16 protein-coding genes and 4 pseudogenes are annotated in these 18,856 nt (G+C 67.9%); 5 read left to right on the forward strand and 15 right to left on the reverse strand.

Annotated elements, in window-relative coordinates; genetic code table 11:
- Positions 1-601: 601 nt before the first annotated feature.
- Together ACIP94_RS23205 and ACIP94_RS23210 are read left to right on the forward strand one after the other, a co-directional pair.
- Positions 602-1,129, forward strand: a complete 528-nt coding sequence (locus tag ACIP94_RS23205; RefSeq protein ID WP_402428713.1) for a DinB family protein — start codon at positions 602-604, stop codon at positions 1,127-1,129.
- A gap of 113 nt (positions 1,130-1,242) precedes the next feature.
- A pseudogene (locus ACIP94_RS23210) lies at positions 1,243-2,355 on the forward strand (IS256 family transposase); the annotation flags it as partial.
- Positions 2,356-2,414: 59 nt separating this feature from the next.
- On the opposite strand, the gene ACIP94_RS23215 reads toward ACIP94_RS23210, so the two are convergent.
- Complete coding sequence (locus ACIP94_RS23215; protein ID WP_402428717.1) at positions 2,415-4,238, reverse strand: hypothetical protein; 1,824 nt, start codon at positions 4,236-4,238, stop codon at positions 2,415-2,417.
- Positions 4,239-4,325: 87 nt separating this feature from the next.
- Positions 4,326-5,404: pseudogene (locus tag ACIP94_RS23220) on the reverse strand (AAA family ATPase).
- 207 nt (positions 5,405-5,611) lie between these two features.
- Here ACIP94_RS23220 and ACIP94_RS23225 point away from each other — a divergent pair.
- Positions 5,612-5,761, forward strand: coding sequence for a hypothetical protein (locus tag ACIP94_RS23225; RefSeq protein ID WP_402429098.1), 150 nt, complete (start codon positions 5,612-5,614; stop codon positions 5,759-5,761).
- Positions 5,762-5,834: 73 nt separating this feature from the next.
- Here the strand turns inward: ACIP94_RS23225 and ACIP94_RS23230 are convergent, their stop codons facing one another.
- Positions 5,835-6,209, reverse strand: coding sequence for a hypothetical protein (locus ACIP94_RS23230; protein ID WP_402429101.1), 375 nt, complete (start codon positions 6,207-6,209; stop codon positions 5,835-5,837).
- Between ACIP94_RS23230 and ACIP94_RS23235 the strand changes: the two genes are divergently transcribed.
- Positions 6,093-6,533, forward strand: coding sequence for a DUF6207 family protein (locus ACIP94_RS23235; RefSeq protein ID WP_402428720.1), 441 nt, complete (start codon positions 6,093-6,095; stop codon positions 6,531-6,533). The genes ACIP94_RS23230 and ACIP94_RS23235 overlap by 117 nt on opposite strands.
- Here the strand turns inward: ACIP94_RS23235 and ACIP94_RS23240 are convergent.
- The 4 genes from ACIP94_RS23240 to ACIP94_RS23255 form a co-directional block, all read right to left on the reverse strand.
- Positions 6,434-6,712 (reverse strand): hypothetical protein, encoded by a 279-nt coding sequence (locus tag ACIP94_RS23240; protein WP_402429104.1) that lies wholly within the window; start codon positions 6,710-6,712, stop codon positions 6,434-6,436. The two genes, ACIP94_RS23235 and ACIP94_RS23240, sit on opposite strands and share 100 nt — an antisense overlap.
- Positions 6,712-10,311, reverse strand: coding sequence for an ALF repeat-containing protein (locus tag ACIP94_RS23245; protein ID WP_402428723.1), 3,600 nt, complete (start codon positions 10,309-10,311; stop codon positions 6,712-6,714). Before ACIP94_RS23245 ends, ACIP94_RS23240 begins: the two co-directional genes overlap by 1 nt.
- A 173-nt stretch (positions 10,312-10,484) precedes the next feature.
- Positions 10,485-12,077, reverse strand: a complete 1,593-nt coding sequence (locus tag ACIP94_RS23250; protein WP_402428726.1) for a trypsin-like serine protease — start codon at positions 12,075-12,077, stop codon at positions 10,485-10,487.
- A gap of 34 nt (positions 12,078-12,111) precedes the next feature.
- On the reverse strand, positions 12,112-12,609 hold the full coding sequence (locus ACIP94_RS23255; RefSeq protein WP_402428729.1) for a hypothetical protein: 498 nt from the start codon (positions 12,607-12,609) through the stop codon (positions 12,112-12,114).
- 875 nt (positions 12,610-13,484) lie between these two features.
- Between ACIP94_RS23255 and ACIP94_RS23260 the strand changes: the two genes are divergently transcribed.
- A complete protein-coding gene (locus tag ACIP94_RS23260; RefSeq protein WP_402428732.1) occupies positions 13,485-13,625 on the forward strand; it encodes a hypothetical protein in 141 nt (46 codons plus the stop codon).
- Between the two features lie 81 nt (positions 13,626-13,706).
- Here ACIP94_RS23260 and ACIP94_RS23265 read toward each other — a convergent pair.
- From ACIP94_RS23265 to ACIP94_RS23300, 8 genes and pseudogenes are all read right to left on the reverse strand, one after another.
- A pseudogene (locus ACIP94_RS23265) lies at positions 13,707-14,057 on the reverse strand (transposase); the annotation flags it as partial.
- Between the two features lie 25 nt (positions 14,058-14,082).
- Positions 14,083-14,421 carry a hypothetical protein gene (locus tag ACIP94_RS23270; protein WP_402428735.1) on the reverse strand — a complete coding sequence of 113 codons (339 nt, stop codon included), beginning with the start codon at positions 14,419-14,421 and terminating at the stop codon, positions 14,083-14,085.
- Positions 14,422-14,709: 288 nt separating this feature from the next.
- A complete protein-coding gene (locus ACIP94_RS23275) occupies positions 14,710-15,270 on the reverse strand; it encodes an SMI1/KNR4 family protein (protein WP_402428738.1) in 561 nt (186 codons plus the stop codon).
- A 370-nt stretch (positions 15,271-15,640) separates the two neighbouring features.
- A complete protein-coding gene (locus ACIP94_RS23280) occupies positions 15,641-15,904 on the reverse strand; it encodes a hypothetical protein (RefSeq protein WP_402428741.1) in 264 nt (87 codons plus the stop codon).
- Between the two features lie 328 nt (positions 15,905-16,232).
- Positions 16,233-16,466 (reverse strand): hypothetical protein, encoded by a 234-nt coding sequence (locus ACIP94_RS23285; RefSeq protein ID WP_402429107.1) that lies wholly within the window; start codon positions 16,464-16,466, stop codon positions 16,233-16,235.
- Between the two features lie 157 nt (positions 16,467-16,623).
- Positions 16,624-16,851: pseudogene (locus ACIP94_RS23290) on the reverse strand (hypothetical protein); the annotation flags it as partial.
- A 68-nt stretch (positions 16,852-16,919) separates the two neighbouring features.
- The gene (locus ACIP94_RS23295) at positions 16,920-17,492 is read right to left on the reverse strand and encodes an SUKH-4 family immunity protein (RefSeq protein ID WP_402428744.1); all 573 of its coding nucleotides are present in this window, start codon (positions 17,490-17,492) and stop codon (positions 16,920-16,922) included.
- A gap of 39 nt (positions 17,493-17,531) precedes the next feature.
- Positions 17,532-18,830, reverse strand: coding sequence for a nucleic acid/nucleotide deaminase domain-containing protein (locus ACIP94_RS23300; RefSeq protein WP_402428747.1), 1,299 nt, complete (start codon positions 18,828-18,830; stop codon positions 17,532-17,534).
- Between the last annotated feature and the right edge of the window lie 26 nt (positions 18,831-18,856).

The following is an 18,856-nucleotide window of genomic DNA, read 5'->3' on the forward strand; positions in this document are numbered from 1 at the left end:
CGCCGAGATGCTCCAGTGGAGCTCCAACCGTAAGCGGGAACTCGCAAGGGCCGGGAGGCCCGTGCCCCGTCAGCCACGCGCGCGTCTCACTGACGCACTGCGAGAGCACGAGCAGGCCACGGGCATCCCCCTTAACGGATTCCAACTGAAGGTCATCGCTCTTCCCGTGGCTGGAGAGATCTTTCTTCCGGTCAAGGCCTGCCTGATCGCTGCCGGCATCGAACTGATACGCGACCGGTCTTCATACCTCGGGAAGATCGTCGATCACCTCACGCAGTCGCCGACATAATGCGTGGTGACAGCGCTGCCCTGGACAGACAGACCGGCCAGAGGACACGCACCCGGCCATCATTCTCTGGCCAGGGCAGCGCAGCCTGCCCCATTAATCACTCGCCCAGCTGGGTGCCGCCCCGGTGCCATTGGCTGTGTCAGTTTGTGAGTGAGTCATTTGGAGGCGATTTCGGGAGTCACCTCGTAGGGCTCGGCAAGATCAATGTCAGTGAGTTTTGATGTCACTGGCTCGCTGGGAGATGGTCGTGATACGTGTTCATCGCCAGCGAAGACGGTCGTGGGCCGCGGGTGCTGCTGCCAGGGTGTGCTCATGAATACGACACCGGATGGACGGCCTATCCCTCCCGCGCATGCCGACGAGCGCGCCATGCTGGAAGCATGGCTGGACTTTCACCGTGCGACTCTCGCCCTGAAGTGTTCGGGCCTCAAAGATGATCAATTACGGCTTGCTGCGGCGTCGCCCTCGTCGATGACGCTGCTCGGTCTCGTGCAGCACCTGGCTGAGGTGGAGCGCAACTGGTTCCAGCGCGTATTCGCAGGTCAGGACGTGCCTCCTGTCTTCGGGGAGAACAACGTCGACGGCTTTGCCCTTCAGCCGGAACGTGGGCTCGACGAGGCGATGGTTGCGTGGCAAGCGGAGGTCGCTCGAGGCCGTGAGCTGATCGCTGAAGCATCGCTGGACGACTCCGGCCGCCTGTCCGAACAGGAAGCGGGTCACGTCGGGGAGCAGGGAGTCTCCCTGCGCTGGATCATGGTGCACATGATCGAGGAATACGCACGTCACAACGGTCATGCCGACCTCATCCGCGAGCAGATCGACGGAACTACCGGCGCATGAGAGGCGCTTGCGCGGTCGGAAGGACTGCGCAAGCATCCGGCCCGCCTTCTCAGCCAGCGGCAGCCGGGACTGTACGGTCACTGGTGTAACTCCGGAGCCGGAAGCGACAGTTGATGACTGACGTGGTGAGTGACACCCAGGCCCAGGAGGTGCCCGTGGACGAGGTCGTGGACGACGCCCTGATCCAGCAACTGCTGGCCCGTGCGAAGGACGGCGGGATGAAGCTTGCCGGCGAGGGCGGTCTGCTGCAGCAACTGACCAAGAAGCTGCTGGAGTCCGCCTTGGAGGGTGGGATCACCGACCACCTGGGCCACGAGAACGGCGAGCGGGCCGAGGCCGGGCGGAGGGAGAACTACCGCAACGGCCACCGAGCCAAGACTGTGACCACCGACATCGGCACCGTCGAGATCGAGGTGCCCCGGGACCGGGCCGGCACCTTCGAACCGATGATGGTCAAGAAGCGCCAGAAGCGCCTTGCCGGTGTCGATGAGATGGTGCTGTCCCTGTCCGCCAAGGGCCTGACCCACGGCGAGATCTCCGCCCACCTGGCCGAGGTCTACGGGGCGAACGTCTCCAAGCAGACCATCTCCACCATCACGGACAGCGTGGTCGCGGGGATGACGGAATGGCAGAACCCGCCGCTGGACGCGGTTTACCCGGTCGTCTTCATCGACTGCGTGAACGTGAAGATCAGAGAGGGGCAGGTCGCCAACCGGCCCGTCTACATGGCCGTGGCGGTCACCGCCGAGGGCTACCGCGACATCCTCGGCCTGTGGGTCGGCGACGGGGGCGAGGGCGCGAAATAGTGGCTCCAGGTGCTGACCGAGATCAAGAACCGCGGCGCCGCGGACGTGCTGATGCTGGTCTGCGACGGGTTGACGGGGTTGCCGGACGCAGTCAATGCGGTCTGGCCTGCGACGATCGTGCCAACGTGCGTTGTTCACCTGTTGCGCAACTCGTTCAAGTACCGCGGGCGGCAGGACTGGGAGAAGATCGCACGTGGACTGAAACCGGTCTACACCGCGCCGACCGAAGAAGCCGCGCCGGAGCGGTTCGTAGAATTCGCCGAGGTGTGGGCGAAGAAATACCCGGCGATCGTGCGGTTGTGGGAGTCGTCCCGGTCGGAGTTCGTGCCGTTCCTGCGGTTCGACGTGGAGATCCGCCGGATCGTGTGCACCACCAATGCCATCGAGTCGATCAACGCCCGCATCCACAAGCTTATGCGGGTGGGTCGGCGGTCGGTTGGGGGTGCCGCCCCGGGCGGTGCCGGGGCGGCAGCGGGGTGTCACGGGTTGGTGGCCGCGAGGGCGGCGGTGGCGGCCTTGCCGATCGCGGCGGCGGCCTGGGCCGGGTCGGTGAGCTGGAGGAGGGTGGTGCCGGGCAGGGGGTGTGGGTCGGGGTCGAAGGCGAGCCACAGCACCGCGCACCCCGCCGCCCGTAGGGCTGTGATGCGCTCAGTAGCGGAGGCGGCCTCCTGGGGGAGGTAGTAGCCGTCGGAGGCGATCACCAGCAGGCGGCCCGCACCGGGTGTGGTGAGGTGAAGTCCGGCGGTCAGGGCGTCGGTGGCTTCGGCGAGGCTGTGTCCGCCGCCGTCCGCGTCGAACTCGGTCACCCGCGTCGGGGCGCGCCCGGGGACGGTGATCGCGGTGATAGAGCGGCGGTAGGCGATGGTCGCGGTACGCGAGTCCGGGTCGGTCAGGGCGGCCTTGGCGAGGATCCAGGCGGCCGAGGCGATCGGGCGGCCAGCGGCGCGCATGGAGCCGGAGACGTCCACCGCGATGCCGACCCTCAGCGGCGGGGTGGGGCCTTGGCGGCGCTGGGTGCGGATCCAGGGCTGAGCCGTGGGCATCGCTCCCGCCGCCTTCTGCGCATCCCGCGCCAGCGCGCCGCGCATGCTCAGGCGTCCGGGTGGGACCGCCGAGGCGGTGACGGTGACCGTGCGTTCGCGGTAGGCGGCTGCGCGCAGGGGCCGGGCGAGCTGTCCGGCCGCCGCCTTCTCGGCCGGGGTAGGCGGCCGGGTGCCGGTGACGGGTGAGGGGGCGCGGCGGCCCCGGGCGCGCTCGCGCTGGCTGTCGGGGGTGAAGGGACGTGCGCCAGGGGCGAAGACCTTCTCGGCGATCTCGGCCGCCTTGCGCCCCTGCGCGGCCTGGGCGGCCTTCGCCCGGGCCCGGGCGGTGCGGGTGGCCGCGATGCGGGCCGGGGCCGCGCGCTGGGTGGCCTCGTTCACGGTCACCTGGGCGGCGACCTTGCCGACCGCCTCGCCCAGTTCACCGAGGCGCCCGCAGCGTGCATCCGGGGCCGGTTCCGGCTGGTCCGGTGCTGCGCCGAGGGCCGGGCACCACGCCTGGGCGTGGGCCAGCATCGTCTGGCCGTCGTCGTCGGCGGTGGTGTGCGCGGCCGTCCAGATCGCCGCGAGGGTGTCCAGCAGGTCTTGGCCGAGAATGCCGGTGACCACGTCTTCTACGGGCTGGGTTTCGTCCGGGTCGAGGATTCCGGCGTCGCGGCGGGCGAGGATCAACGCGGCGGCCAGCCCGGCCCGCCACGCATCGCCCGGCGTCTGGGTGGTGAAGTCGGCAAGGATCAGGGTGTGGACGGCGGATCGCAGGAACGTGCGGTCGTCGGGGCGGCGAGCGAGGTGGGCGTGTTCGGCGCGGGATTCCTCCAGCATCTGGGCCGCCGTGTCCAGGGCGGTGCCGCGCAGGCGGGGCGGGGTGGTCCACCGGCTGTGGGCGGCGTGCGCGGCTTCGTGGGTGAACGCGCCCCAGGCGACTGGGTAGTGGTGCTCGTCGCCGGGCCGGGTGGGGTCGATGGTGGCCGGGTGGAGTGGCGCGAAGAGTGCCCGGTCGATTTCCAGGGCGGCCTGGGTGGGGAAGAAGGCGGCCGGGGCCCCGGAGCGGGTCTGCTCTTCGCAGGTGACGATCACGTCCTCGCGTCCCGCGAGTTCGGGGAGGCGTTCGGTCAGGGCGGCGGCGATCCGCAGCCAGTGTCCGGTCTGCAGGCCGAGCCGGGGCTCATAGATGGGGCCGCCGTCGTCCTCCCAGCGGGCCAGGGCCTGTTCGGTCTCGGTCAGTGCCGGTGGGGCGGGCAACACGTGCGCGGGTGCGGGCATGGCGGATGCGGTCCTTTCCAGGAATCGGTCTGGTGGGGGTGGTGGTGGCGGTCCCGGGCCCGGCGCGTGCGGGCCCGGGCGGGCAGGTCAGAGTTGGCGGCCCAGGGCCAGGGCGGTGACCGGGCGGCCGATCGCCTTGGTGACGATCTCCGCGACCGTGTCCCGGTCTTCCAGGGGAGCGATGCCGACCAGGTTGGCGAAGGCGGCCTCGATGCCGAGCACGTCGGTGATCTTCTGGAAGGCGATCAACTCCCTCAGTTGCGGGGCCCATCCGACGTCGCCTGCCTGCTGGAGGGTGGCGAAGTTGCGGGCGATGCGCACCGCCGTGCGGTTGATCTGCAGGGAGGCGGCCAGGTCGTAGTCGGAGCCGACCTGGATCTGCACGCTGAACCGTGAGGCGAGGGCCTCGCTGAGGACCGCCCCGTGCACGCCCGGGTTGTGTCCGGCGATCACGTAGAAGCCGTCGGCAGCGGTGATCGTCTCGCCTTTGTGCGCCTTGACCTGGATCTGCCTGCGCCCGTCCATCGCCGGATACAGGGCGGCCAGCACCTTCGGTGAGATCAGGGTCGCGTCGTCCAGGAGCAGGGCGCGACCTTCCTGCATGGCGGTCACCAGCGGCCCGTAGACGAACTCGTATCCGCCGCTGGCGTCCTGGGTGTACTCGCCGATCAGGTCGCCGACCGTGGTGTCGCCGTCCCCGGCCACCGTGATCAGGTCCGGAAGGCCGCCTCGATCAGCGAGGTCTTCCCCGTTTCCGGCGGCCCGTACAGCAACACCGGCACCTGCGCCTGGCGTAGCCGCCGCAGCGCCTCCACATCCGGCAACTGCGCCAACGTCCTGGGGTGGTAGCGCTGCCCGTTCGGCCGGGTGATCGGCTCCGGCCGCCCGCCCGGCGGGGCAGCCGCAGCCGCCCGACCGGTGGACTGGTGCGGCACCGTCGGCCTGGGACTCAGGGCGGGCGGGCCTGCGGAGGCCCGCTGGGCTGCGATCGTTGTGGCCGGTGTCGCCCGGTACCTACGTGGTTTGGAGCCAACCCGTTCCGCCTCGCCTCGGCGTGCCAGTGTCTCGCCGGCGTTCCCCACCGCCCCGCCGGAATGGCCTAGCATCCTGGCCAGCTCCGTGACGGTGAACGTCGCCGCCGCATTCGCCGCCAACACCTTTGCGATCACCGCCCGCAGCTGGCCCGGGCGCGCCTTCCCTGCGGGGCCGGGTGGTGAACTCGCAGGCGCTGCTGAGGTGTTCGGCGCACCGGATACGGGTGCCTGCGTGGTGGTCCCGGACGGCGGGGGCGTCGGTGCGGCGGTAGTCGTGATCGTCGGCCCGCACGACCGATTGCAAGCCGCCCGCCTAATTGAGATTTCGGAAATTCGAGTATGCGCCCGATGGAGGACGAGGAGTTGCCGGTGCGACTGGTCGGGCGGCGAGAGAACGTCGGCGAACTGCTCGCCGCCGCCGAGCTGGCACTGCTGCCCAGCAGCTGGGAGCAAGGCCGCGGACCGGGCCACGCTCGGTCACTCCGTTGATTAGCACGGAGCACCGCCGCGACGAAAGCAACCCGGCCGCCCACCGACTCGTGGACCTCCTTGCGTAGGTCCTTCACGTGGACGCGGAGCATGGGATACGAGACCAGTACGCCGGGACCGCCACGGGGGTGAGGCGCACCTCGGCGCCGTGGACGCGCGCGGCGTCGAAGAGGATCTGCAGCAGCTGCATGCCCGCCAGGTCGAGCGCACGGAGACGGGCATGCCGCGTCTGGGTCTCCAGGGCGTGGCGTCGCCATTGACAACTCACCCGGCCAGGTGAATCCGGAGCCTGAACAGAACCCCGGCTGTCCACGAAGACGTACTGACAGACGTGGACCCGATCCGTGAAGCGCACCTGTCCGAACCCGGCCTGCTCGTCATCGACGTGGCGGGCTTCGACGATGACACCGTCTTCGAGCGAGGGCCCCGGCTCGACCGCGGCCGTCACGGCGGCAGGCCATCGAGGGGTCGACCCGGAGATCCACCGCCGACGCCCATGATCAAGCGCAGGTTCAACGATTCATTGACTTCGGCGGTATCCCCACCGGACAGGAGAAGACCGCCACCTCCTGGGAAGCGGCGGTCATACTCGCGTCCTTCAGATTCCGCTGGGTCGTGGAGCCCGTACCGCAACCTCACGTGTGCGAGCACTCGGGCGACCACGAGCCGCAGTCACTGCTCCCGGGCCCGGCGGAGTCGCTCGGACAGAGGCACCTGCTGGGGCGGCCTCAAGATGAACTTGTCCTTCTGTTCGTCGAAGCAGTCCAGGTAGCACGTGACGCTCTGGCCGACTTCATACCGGTCCTCGTCGTCGATGTAGAGAGCATCGATGAGGCCCACGCGTGAGAGTCCCGCATCCACGATCACCCCCCAGCGGAACACAGCCTCGACCCGGCCTTTGATCAACTGGCCGAGCAGGCTCGACTCCTGGGCACTGAGCTGGTCGTTCATTACTCACCTACGACGCTTCGGGGGTATTGGTTAAGCATGTCGAAGTCTGTGTTCGGAATGGCAACTTCGGTCCCAGGAACTCCATTGTGGGATCCCACATACTTGGCGAAGTATCGGTCGAAGTCAGCCTTCGGGATTCGAACCTGAAGAACTTCGTTATCGTAGCCACCTCGACTGGCGTAATCAAGCGCGATGGTTTTGCCGTCTTCCTCGAGGCCGAAGTACGCCCGTCCATCCGGGTAGCCATTCCCTGAGCCAGGAAAATCACGCTCCGTGAAGCCGTCCTTGAGGAGCTTTTCCGTCATTCCCTTGCCCGGAGCCTTGTAAATCGTGACCGATTCTTCGTCCTGGGCTTCCCGGAGAGCATTTTGCAGGCCGTCGCTGAACCTCTGGACGCCGTCGCTGGCGTACTGGATGCCTTCTCCGGTCACGGCGATGCCGCCGCCGACTGCTACTACGGCTTCCAGACAGCCGCCGCCCAGGGTCTCGGGGCACAGGACGAGTCCTCCGCCTCCACCGAGGACTCCCTCGGTGATCCCTAGATCGGCCATGAAGGCGCCACCAAGGCTTTCAGCAAGGCCGGACAGGATCTGTGGGCTGTTGTCCCAGAACGCCTTGGCGTAGGGACTGACGGTGTTCACCGTGCTTTTCAGCCAGTCGGGCATCCAACTGTTGTCATCATTATCCTTGTTGTTCTTGTCCAGGTATTCCTCATACGCCTTCCAGCGATTGGCCATCTCTTGCTGCTGTTTGACGATGACGGCCTGATAGGCGTCGATTTCCGCTGCGGCTGCCGCTGCGGCGTCCTTGCCGGCAGTGGTGGCCGCGTCACGAGCCTTCCGGGCGCTGGTCCAGGCTGCAGCAGCAGACGATACTGCCCAGTTCGCCGACCGGCGCGCAGCTGTGGCGGAGCTGAGGGCATCGGCTGCGGCGTTTTCGGCGGTCTGCTGGGCGTTGCGGGCGGTCTTGGCCGAGGCGGCGGCGTCCTTGGCGGACTGCTCGGCCTGGGTGGCGTAGCCATTAGCCTGGGTGGCGTACTTCTTGGCGTCGTTGGCGGCTGCTTCGGCTTGTCTGCGGTAGCCCTCGGCTTCGGAGTCGGCTCTGGCGGCCCTGGCTGCTGCCCTGCCCGCTTCGGCCGCGTTCTTCTGCGCGGTGGCGGCGATGCCCGCGGCCTGCGCGATCAGCTGCTGGATCTGCCCCTCGTGGGTGGCGCCGAGCTGGTCCTGACGCTGGGCCTTGTACTGGCCGACCGTGATGAAGGCGTGCAGCAGGTCGGATGGGCCTTCCAGGGCGATGCGGGCTGCGGCCTGCACCTGCGGGCCGTTGCTCTTGTTGCTGGTGTCGGCGAGCTGGGCGGCGCGGACGCGTTCGTCCTGGGTGCGTGCCAGCAGGTCGTCGGTGGTGATGAACTGGCGCAGGGCGTCGGTTGTGTCGGCGTTCAGCGCGGTGCGGCCGGCCTGCTGTTCGATCGGGCCGGCGTTGGCGATGGTGCGGGCGATGTACAGGCGCATGTCCTGCTTCATGGCCTCGTACTGGCCGGTGGCCAGGAACGCGGTCACCGTGGTGGCATCTCCGCCGAGCGCCTGGCCTGCTGCCTTGCGCACATCCCCTGAACCGGCAACCAGGGACAACTGGTACACCTGGTCGCGGTCGTCTCGCTGCGCGGCCTGTTTCCAGCCGGTGCGGATGTAGGCCAGGATGTCGTCGTCGGAGCCGGCCAGGGCGACCTCGGCGGCGACAGCGCTCCAGGGCCTTCCGGTCTTCAGGAGCCCCAGGGCCACCCTGCGCACCTGCGGCACCAGATCCGCGGCACCAGTACCGGCTGCGGCTTGGTCGCTGAGGTGCTGAGCTTGGTCGGCGAGGTCCTTGGCCTGCTGCACGGCTGCTTCCTGTGCCGCGGTGCGCTGGTCCTCCTGGGCCTTGAGGTCCCGGGCGCGGGCGATGGCCTCGTTGGTGCGGGCGGTCAGCTGCTCGGTGTCGATACGGATCGCGAGGTCGTGGACCTTCTGGGCCTTGGCGACCGCCGCGCTGGCCGCGTCGGCGTCCTTCTTGGCCGCCTTGGCGTGCGCGGCGGACTGCTTTGCGGCGGTCGCCGCCTCACCCGCGTGCTTGGCCGCGTCGTCGGCGTCCTTGGCCGCGTTCTCGGCGTGCGTGGCCGCGTCGTTGGCGGCGTCACGGGCTTCCCCGGCGGCGGAGGCGGCTTCCTGTGCCAGTGCCTGGGCGGCGTCGGCGGCGCGGGCCGCCTCGCGGGCGTGGCGGTGCGCGGCGGCTGCGGCGTTCTGCGCTTCGGCGGAGTGGACGCCTGCCTGGTCGGCCAGGCTGTTGGCCTCGTCGGCCGCGTCCGCCGCGTCGTCGGCGTCGCTGCCGGCGCCGCTGGCCGCCTTGGCCGCATCCGCAGCCGACGCAGCGGCGGTCCGCGCCGAGTCCGCGGCCTGGGCGGCGGCGTGCGCGCCTGCGGCGGCGTCCCGGGCGTTCTGGGCTGCCTTGCGTGCGGCGCCTGCCTGGCCGGCGTCGAGGGCCGCGTTCGCGGCGGCGTCACGGGCCTGGGAGGCTGCCTCGGCGGCGCCGTCCGCGGCCGCGGCGGCGGCCGAGGCGGCGTTGGCCGCGACGCGGGCGGAATCGGTGGCCGCGTTCGCGGCGCTGATCGCGGTCTGTGCGGCGGTGGCGGCCTGCTGGGCGGCGCTCGCCGCGCGGGCGGCGGATGCTGCCGCGTGCTGGGTGTCCTTGTGGGCGGCCTCGGTCTCGGCCTCGGCCTTCTGCGCGGCTGCCTTGGCCAACTTGGCCGCGGTCACCGCACGGTCGGAGGCATCCTTGGCGGCCCGGGTCTGCTGCGCGGCCAGCTTGCCCGCCTTCGCCGCCTGATCCGCGAGCTGCGCGATCGTAGCGTGTTCCTGGTCGTGCGCGCGGGCCACGTACTGCCCGACCTGGAGGAACTCGTGGATGTCGTCCGGGCTGCCGTTGATCGCGATACGGCCGGCCGCCTGGACATTCGGCCCCCCGGCATCGATGATCTGCGCGACCTGGACGCGCTCGTCCTGTTCCCGCTCGGTGTACTGGTCGTCGGCGAGGAACTTCTTGATGTCCTCAGGCGTGCCGTTCAGCGCCGCCTGGCCGGCCTTTTTCACCAGCGGGCCGCTGACGTCGATGATCTGTGCGACCCGGATACGCTGGTCCTGCTCCAGCGGCGCCTTCCAGCCGTCCTTCAAGAACGCCTGCAACTGGTCGGGCGAGTTGCTGTCCAGGGCGGTACGGGCTGCCTGCTGGAGGTAGGTCCCGCCGACACTGGCGACCTGAGCGGTGGCGACACGTTCGTCCTGGAACTGGATGTCGGAGGCCTGTGCCAGGAAGTTCCGGACGTCGTCGTCACCGCCGACCAGGGCGGCCTCGGCGGCGGCGCGCACGCCGGGGCCGCCGGTCTCCCACAGCCGCACCACCTTGGCGCGGTCGGTGTCCGGAAGCGGGCTACCGGTTGCGGTCGTGGGTGGGGTTGTGTCGGCCGTGGCCGGGGAGGGTGCGGGTCCCAGCAGGCCCAGTACCAGCGCGCTGGGCAGCAGGCCCAAACACAGCACACGCGCCGCGTGCTGGGCTCCTGCCGCCACGCGCAGCGGGCGTCGTGGATGTCTCACTGCGGACTCGATTCGTCTCATGTTTTATGGGGGGTTGTGTGCACCGGCTCGCACAGGGACCTGCACTGATCACAGGCCCAGTGCGCGGCCGGGCCCGAGGGACGGCCCGTCGGTGCGGGTCCGTCCCTAGATCGGCGTGTGGAAGGTCAGTTGGCAGGTGCGAGTTGGACCTCGTCGTGCAGGCCCTTGGTGTCGACGCCGGTGAAGAGGCTGACGTGGCCGTCGTTCCAGCGGACGATGACGTCCTTCGCGGCCGTGTTGGCGGTGAAGGCGCCCGCGGCGACCACGGCGGCGTCCTTCCACTCCGAATTCCTGACGCGGATCCTGATCTCACCGGGCAGCGTCTTGCCGGTCAGGCCCGGGTAGATCGTGGTCTCCCCGTCCACCCAGCGCACCAGCAGATCATCAGTGGAGTTGCCGGTGAACGACCCCGTGGTGAGGTTTTCCGCGTAGGGCCAGGTGGTGGTGTTCTTGGCGACGATCTGCGTCTGCTTGCTCAGCCCGTTGGCCGCCAGGTCGCTGAAGACGGAGACGTGGCCGTCCTTCCAGACAGCCAGCAGGTCGTCGCGGTGGCCGTTCGGTGTGAAGCGGCCGGCGGCCAGCAGCCGTGCGTCGTTCTGCCAGGCGGGAGTGTTCCGCGGGGCGAGCTGCTTCTCGCCGTGGAAACCCTTGGCATCCACGGTCGTGTACTGGGTCATCTCGCCGTCGCTCCAGCGCACGACGAGCCCGTCGGTGCCGCCACCGGTGGCATTGACACCGGTGATCGAGACGGCATGAGCCCAGATGCTCTTACGGGGCGCCAGCTGGTACTCGGCGGCAAAGGGGTGGACGGGATCGTTGCTGTCGCCGCCCTGGTAGAGGGTGACCTCCCCGTCGTCCCACAGGACGATCAGGTCCATGTGCCGGCTGCCGCCCGCGGAGCCGCCGGTGTAATAGCCCGCGGTCATCTGCACGGCGTCCTTCCACGGCGCGCTGGCGAAAGTGGTGCTGTAGGCGACCTGCTGGACCCAGTCCGCCAGATCGTCGACCCGGGCCGCCACCGCCCCGGTACGGGTCTCGGAGGGGTCGGTGCCCAGACAACCGCCCTGCCAGGACCGGCTGCTGACACCGACGACCGTCGCATGACCGGCGGCGGTGCTCAGCACCGGACCACCGGTATCGCCCTTGCAGATCGCCGCTCCGTCCGGCTTCCCGGCCAGATCGATCGTGGTGCCACCGACATTCTGGGTGGTGAAGGCGGCGGCGTGTACCTGGTCGGGCACCCACTCGTCGTGCGTGCGGCCGTAGCCCGCGGCCTGTACCTCGTCGCCCGCACCGGGTGCCGTGGCCGCCACCGGGATCGGGGTGACACCGCTGACCGGCTTGGCCAGTTGAGCCATCACCACGTCCCGGTCCGTACGGGGCGCGAGGTTCACCACCTGCTGGGCGGTGCCGCCGATGGTGGCGGTCGTCTTCAGCTTCGGCGCGCCGGGGGCAAGGGGGCCGCCCGGGGTGTCGGTGAAGCAGCTCGCGGCCGTCAGCAGCCACTGCGGAGCCACCAGCGTGGCCGAGCAGCCGCGCTGCCCGCCGATGTCAAGCCGTGCGGTGGCGGTGGACACCGCGTCAGAAGCCTGCGGGCCCGATACAGCAGCCGCGGGCGTGCCCGACAAGGCGGCGACAGCCAGCGACGCAGCCGTGATCAGACCGGAAGTCCGCGCCGTGCGCGGACGAAAGCCAGACATGAACGTTCCCCGTTTCATGTGAGAGCGGTGAGAAGAAGGACGGGACGGTCGGTCAGCCCGTGACGCGCAGTTCCACCAGAACAGTGGACGCACCCCCGGCGGTCCCCTCACCGACGCTCTGATAGCCGTTCTTCGCCACGCTCACCGTCTTGGCCGGCGCCGATGGGTCCCCCTGCGGCTTCAGATCCGCGCTGATCGGATGATCAGCGGTTTCCAGCGCGATGACGTGCGGGAGCTCCAATGTGAGGTAACCGGTCTTGGCGACGGCCTTGAAGCAGTAGGCGCCCTGCGGGTTCCCGCCCTGGCCCTGCACGGTGAGGACCCTGATCTGCTGGGCCGATTCATCACACGCGGCAAGGGTGATGTGCCCGTCCCCCTTGATCAGCCTGATGCCCTTGTCATGCTGAATCTGATCCGCGTTCGGGTAGGCGAAGTCCTCCACCGCGGACGGCGGTGTGTCGTTTCCCGACGGCGGCTGCGGGTCAGCAGAAGCGAGCATCGGCGTGCTCGCCAGCGCCAGGACGGCAGCAAACCCCGCGAGCGAGAGCATCCTGCGGATGCGAGGAGTCACCCGGATTCCTTTCCAGGCACGGGTGACGGCATGACGGAATAACATCTGCAGCCCCCCGGTGCACACAGACGTAAAGCAAAAATAAGTGGTCGACTGTGATCCTAAAACGGCGTCAGAAGCAAACCAACGTAATAAGGCTCACGCGCAACTCACGGAACCTCCACCGCAGATTCACAGTCAGGGCATGCGCATAGCATCACCGACTTGACACATCACCCACCAAAGATCGCGGGTCGGGCTGATGCCCAGACTGGCGTCATAGTTGCCCACTAAATTTCTTTTGAAGTCGCCATCGCAGCCAATCATCTGCCGCTTGGCGCGTGCCGGCGGCCACCCGGACCTCTGCTCTACGGGGAGCAACGCACCAGGTTCCGCGGCCGCCGCCAACCGTCTGCTGTGGAAGGGTCGGCCGGACGCGGCCGGACGCTCCTGTTGACGGTGCTCGCCTTCGCCGACGGTGAAGCCTGCGACCGTGCAGCGCGGACTCGTGGCCTTCGGGCGCGCGGCTGAGCTGCTGAGGAGAACGAGCAGCCAGCAAGCAGACTGCGGCCGACGTGCGGAGGGCCGCTTACCCGGTCCTGCAGCCGCCCGCTCATGCGCTGGTCCGATCCGGCCGTCGTCACGGCCGAGCAGATGCTGAACGTGTCAGACGTGGAGAACACCGCGCCCCTAGCGGCCCTGGAGACGTTCGGTGTCGGGCCGTCCAGGCGACCGCCGCACCGCAGCTGTCCTGATGGGCACGTCACCGTGCCGCGGCACGACCTGACCGCGGTGGTCCTTTCCCTAAGGGCTGTCCAGCCTATCTTGCGCTTGAGTAGGGTGCTTCTGCTCTCGAAGGGTGGGTTCAGTTTCAGATGACTCGCGAGACAGCGGTCACGCTGGTGCAGAATGTCATGAATGTTGAGTACGACGAAGACGAAATGCAGCGCGTGCTGGACGAGCTCGACAGGGGGCTCGGCTGCCCGACTGGCTACGTTGCTGGGTTGATCTTCTGACCGAAGGACAGGCAAGAGCCGACAGCAGCCCAAGTCGTTGACCAGCCTTTGGCCTACCAGCCGTTCATGCGGTGAACGATTTCAAGCCCTCAGCCAGACGACGATGGCGGCCGCCGTGACGGTGCCGAGGAACGCGTACCCGCGCTTGTCGTATCGAGTGGCCACGGCCTGGTGGTTCTTGAGTTTGTTGATGGCCCGCTCAACGGTGTTGCGCTTCTTGTAGCGGTCCTGGTCGAAGCCGGGTGGCCGCCCGCCGCGTGAGCCCTTGCGTTGGCGGGCGGCCTGGCTGTCTATCTTCTCTGCGATCGTGTGCGGGATGCCGCGACGTCGCAGGTACTCGCGGCAGGGGCGGTTGCTGTATGCCCGGTCCGCGGCGACGCTGTGGGGCTTCTTGCGGGGCCTGCCCGGTCCAAGGCGGGGGACGCGGATCTGGGTGGGTGAAAGTCAGGAGCGGGGGTCAGCGACCTCGGCTCAAGTCGGAGATCCCTTGGATGAACGCGCCGACAGCGATGAACGTGCCTAGGACCAGGAACCCCCAACCCACGATCTTCTGAATGACCCGGTTGACGCGGTCGTTGAACTCGCGTCGCTGTCCCTTGCGCCCCTCGGACAGGCGCCGCAGCCACCACGGCACACTCGCGTCAGCTCGTCGGCGGTGCCAAGCCGCGAAGCCCCGATAGTCGCTAACGATGACCAGTCCCACAGCCGCGAAGAGCACGCCCATGAAGAACGGCCCAAGTAGGCCCCACCCGGTGACCGGTGTACCACGGCCGACGAACACTGCGGCGTTGATCACATGGCCACCATGAGGCGTCATCACCTGGTGATCGTAGGTACTCCAGGCGGGAGAGGGCAGGCCCCTGCCAAGACCGCGTGCGGCGGCTGACACCAGGAGCTGACACCGACAAGCACGGACAGCGGCGGTCGACGCTGAACCTCGGTGGACGATCGACCGAGGCGCAAGGGCGGTTGGTCGACGTGGGCAGTCCCCCGTGATCGACCTGATAAAGATGAGACCGTACGGCAAAGTCCACGAGGTCATCCCGCGCCAGGGCTGGGCCAGGATGCATAGGGCGCGCCCCAACTACTGTTCCTCGACGTACTGTCCGTCGATCACTGCGAAGTCGCTCAGCCGGGCGGCCACTGCCATCAGGTATCCGACGAAGTCACTCGCTATGGGCCCGCTCGGCCCTGCTTCGTGGTCCATGTCGATGACCTGGCCGACCTTTCCCCCAGGACCCGGCGACAGGTCCAGCACCGCGCCGTTTCCCCCGCCGTCTGCATCGAGCGAGACCCAACCGAACTGCCACCAGCCGGCCTTGAGTGCCTCGCCGTCCGCAACGAAGTCCTTGAGGTCTTCAAAGTCGCCGCTGGTAAGGAGGTCGCGCCACACACTCACTTCTTGCAGGATGCCGTCACAGGACAACAGCGTGCCCGTGGGCCAGCCTCCGTCCGTCGATCCGTTGTGTCGCCGCAGCGAGGCCGTGACCGCCTCAGGCAGCTCGATGCCGAGCATCTCTTCAAGGGCGGCGATCTGCTCATCGGAGGCAGGAGGCAGGATCAGATGCGCGGCACCCTGGGCCTCGTACCACCGTTCGATCTCATCCCACGCGTCCACAACAGCCGCCGCGATCTCTCTTGCCATGAAGTTCCCCCTGGTGGTTCTCTGCTCAGCTGTCAGTGCCGGTGACCTTAGCGACACGCACTGACAGTGCCGCCGAGGGGCGCACCAGCACCGCGCCACATCGGCACCAGACCGAACGGGGAACAGCGGGAAATCGCGAGCGTTGAGCACCAGCCACCGCAGCTCTCCAAAGGACCGTTTCACCAGGTCGGCGCGCAAGTATGGAGTAGATCCCCCCAGAGTCCCAGTCCCGCGAAACGGAGTCCCGAGTGGACCCGTGACGCGGTACAGCAGCGAAGTACCGCAACGACAGCAGCCGTTCGCATCCAGTAGCGCCCCTGTGAGGCCCACGGACGACCTGTTTGACCCTCCCTGACCGATCCGCATAGAGCTACGGATCAGAAGGTGATGGCCCCGGCGCGATCCGCCCAGGGCATGACGTCTCCGGGCCCCAGCGTTCCGGCCCTACTCCGCGCCAGTCGATCCACGGGGTCCCTGCTACCTCCGCCGGGTCGATCTCCAGCCCGGCCCGGCGTAGGAACTCCGCGACGTCGACCACGCTGTGGGCCAGGCCGAGGGTCTCGCCGTCCACGCGTACGCGCCGACCCCCCGTGGGCGACGGCGCATGCACGATCACGCGAATCGCGCCGGACATGCCTCCAGGATCATCCGGCGCATGCGGCCCCGCATTCCAGCGCGTCATCGATGAAGCCGCTCACTCACGTCCACGTCCGAGCGTCCCAGATCGCGCAGTCCCCGCCACGCCGCAGGACCCGGGCGCTGCTGCTCCCAGCAGGGATGAAAGAACAGCTGAGCCGACAGCCGGTACAGACGCCGGCGCAACTCGGTACGGCCGGGCCGCTCGGCAAGCTGCCGGTAGGTGGCACTCCACTCCTGCTGGGCCTGGGCAAGGTCGTCGGGAAACGGTCACATGACCGAATTCAAGCATAGGTTCGATTTTTTGGGCCGCCAAAGATCCCGTGTCAGGTGGCAGGACAGGCCCTGGGCACATCTCGGGCGGTACGGCTCGCCCCACGGATGCGCAGGACCTGTTCTGGCTCACTCCCGGCCGCGCTCAGCCTGTTCCACAGCCGCTCTTCGGGGTGCAGTGCGATGGCGCCGGACGGGGTGACGATCTGCTTGCTGCCCTTGGCATCGACGTACTCGAAGGCCGCGTACCACTCGGCGCCGGCCGTGTCGCGGATGTCGTCGAGCACCAGGGGCCACCAGTTCTCCCGCTCGGCGAATGCGTGCGGATCCTGTGCGCGCAGCCGCTCCCCCAGCCTGTCGAGGGCCGCCGAGGCGACCCGCGGCTGGTCCGTGCAGGATGACGCGCAGGGCCTCGCGCGCTTCCGTACGGCCGGATGCGAACGCTTCGGGCGAGGAGTTGACGAAGCGGTTGGGTTCGTCGTAGCCCAGGAGCACCGCCCACACCCTCCCCTCCGTGTCGGCGCACAGTTCGAAGCCGCCGTCGCTGCCCAGCCGCACCCAGCGTGCGTACTCCTCTTGGGATACGCGGCGCCCGGCTGAGGCGGCGTATTCGCCCAGGTGCACCGGGTCGCTGTGATCGGTCACCAAGTAGGGCCCGACCTGCACCGGCACGGAAGTCCGGCAAGCTCCGGCCCGAAGTTCCGAACGTATCCGTCGTCAGTCACCGATTCCGCGCTCTCTCACTCGAAGTGATGTTCCGGGTCCACAATGTAGGTGAGGACTTCGAACCAACAGGAATCCGGGTTCTCCAGAGCGGCTGGATCCACGGAATTCATCTCTTCCTGGATGCGCAGGCGCACAGCCTCAAGCTCTTCCTTTCCATGCGATTCCCAGTCATAGTTCGGACTCTCAGCCTTGAGGAGGTACAGGAAGTGAACAAATGACCGCAGCCTACTGTTCAGCAGATAGATTTCTTTGTCTTGAGGCAGACAGTAGACCTGGCCGGTATCCGGGTCGAACGCGATATCGTCATAGGGGATCATTCCCAGACCGATCCAGCCGTCCGCCCCCGGCGACACCTGGTCAAAACGGTCGGAGAGTGCTCCGTCCCACTCCGCGACCCGCTCCAGTCGCTCGCCGATCCCGTCATCCAGGTCGAACCAGGGGTTCTCCCAGACCGGAATACCCAGCGTTCGAAGGACATCCCGGGCATCCGCGTCCGACACGGCCCCGAGAATGGTCTCCGGAGACCTGATCAGCTCGCCCGGGTCGAACACCGTCTCGAGCATGTCACGACTGAGGTTGCTACTCATTTATCCTAATCTCACCGAAAGTAGATAACTCGCGAGATCTTATCTACTCAGTTTCAGCTGGTCAAGATAGCTCTCCATGATGGCATTCCCGCGTTCTCTGGATGCCTTGTCGCCGTATTCGACGCTATGACTCACCTCGGTTCCCGGGAATCTCTCCGCCATCCATGAGCTGGAATTTGCCCCTGTACTACAGGGTTCTCGCTCCGTATAGAGATGGCGTATTCGGGCCGGTTCGCCCTCTCTCAAGAACGGTGTCCCGATCATCCGCTCGGAGTGCCGGCGCCCATTGCTCCGGGCCACGAGAATAAAGTCTCCGCTGCCGTCCGCGCTGCGCACCCGCGCGGCCGCGTAGTTGTTACTCGTGAACTCTCCGTCCTTGTTGTGAGTGCCGTAACTGCGATCCGCGTGGCGGGCCAGCTGGGTGGCCTGGGAGAGGTCGGTGCTGCACCGCGGAACCTGCTGGGATGATGCCTTCGGCCGTGGATCAGTGCGCCCCTCACTCTTGTCCTTCAGCTTGGCGTTCTGTTCACCTTTGACCGGACGTCCGATGGAGGTGCTGTCGAGCCCGAGCTTCGCCCGGTCCGCGTCCGTCAGGTCCGAGTGGGAGCGGTCAGGGTTCAGCCGGCGAATGCTTCCGTCGTCGGCCATGTGGTAGACCGGCGTCTCCTCGGTTCTGGGACGCTTGGCGATCCGCTCCAGCTCCGCCGCGTGCTTCGCATCGGTCTCGAGGTGGTTGTCCGCGACCCTCTTCAGCCGTTTCCCGGTGTCGTGATGGAGATCCTTGACGGCCTTGCCGGCGTCCTCTCCGATGGCTTTGCCGGTCTTCTCCGCGGCGTGCTCCAGGGCCTTGACGATCTGGTTGGTCACTCGAAGCTCACCCCCGCCAGCTTGGACTTGAACTCCTCGGCGTGCGCGGCCACCTTCTCCGCGTGACTGTGCATCAACTCCGCGCGGGGTGTACACCTGTTCCGGATCAATGGAGAAACCCGTCCCCGCATCGCCGCCGCCGACACCCGCCGCCGACTCCGCCGCCTGGAACACCAGTCCGCTCACCGCCCGCCCGACCACCTCCACCAGGGGTTCCACGGCCGCCTCGATGACTTGCCCGATGATGTACTGCTCCAGGTAGTCCATCAGCTTCTCGGCGGCCTCCACGATCAGCACCTCGGCTGCCTCCGCGAGCCCGAGCGTTGCCACCGCTGCCGCCTGATCCGCCACGAACGACGCAGCCAGAACCACCAATTCTGTGATCGCCTCGACCTTCATGCCCACGATCACGTCCGCCGCCACGTCGAGTGCGGTCGCAACCGTATGGCAGGCCGTCAGCAACTCGGACATGTGGCCGGAGGACAACTGCGACCACT

Origin of the sequence: Streptomyces sp. NPDC093261 (assembly GCF_044753645.1) — a bacterium.
Classification (GTDB): domain Bacteria; phylum Actinomycetota; class Actinomycetes; order Streptomycetales; family Streptomycetaceae; genus Streptomyces.

Coding starts and splice junctions, on each gene's coding strand:
- ACIP94_RS23225 (WP_402429098.1), top strand. CDS start 5,612: ATGCGCCCGATGGAGGACGAGGAGTTGCCGGTGCGACTGGTCGGGCGG.
- ACIP94_RS23260 (WP_402428732.1), top strand. CDS start 13,485: ATGACTCGCGAGACAGCGGTCACGCTGGTGCAGAATGTCATGAATGTT.
- ACIP94_RS23240 (WP_402429104.1), bottom strand. CDS start 6,712: ATGAACGACCAGCTCAGTGCCCAGGAGTCGAGCCTGCTCGGCCAGTTG.
- ACIP94_RS23280 (WP_402428741.1), bottom strand. CDS start 15,904: ATGTCCGGCGCGATTCGCGTGATCGTGCATGCGCCGTCGCCCACGGGG.
- ACIP94_RS23300 (WP_402428747.1), bottom strand. CDS start 18,830: ATGTCCGAGTTGCTGACGGCCTGCCATACGGTTGCGACCGCACTCGAC.
- ACIP94_RS23295 (WP_402428744.1), bottom strand. CDS start 17,492: ATGAGTAGCAACCTCAGTCGTGACATGCTCGAGACGGTGTTCGACCCG.
- ACIP94_RS23255 (WP_402428729.1), bottom strand. CDS start 12,609: ATGCTCTCGCTCGCGGGGTTTGCTGCCGTCCTGGCGCTGGCGAGCACG.
- ACIP94_RS23275 (WP_402428738.1), bottom strand. CDS start 15,270: ATGGCAAGAGAGATCGCGGCGGCTGTTGTGGACGCGTGGGATGAGATC.
- ACIP94_RS23250 (WP_402428726.1), bottom strand. CDS start 12,077: ATGAAACGGGGAACGTTCATGTCTGGCTTTCGTCCGCGCACGGCGCGG.
- ACIP94_RS23215 (WP_402428717.1), bottom strand. CDS start 4,238: ATGCCCGCACCCGCGCACGTGTTGCCCGCCCCACCGGCACTGACCGAG.
- ACIP94_RS23205 (WP_402428713.1), top strand. CDS start 602: ATGAATACGACACCGGATGGACGGCCTATCCCTCCCGCGCATGCCGAC.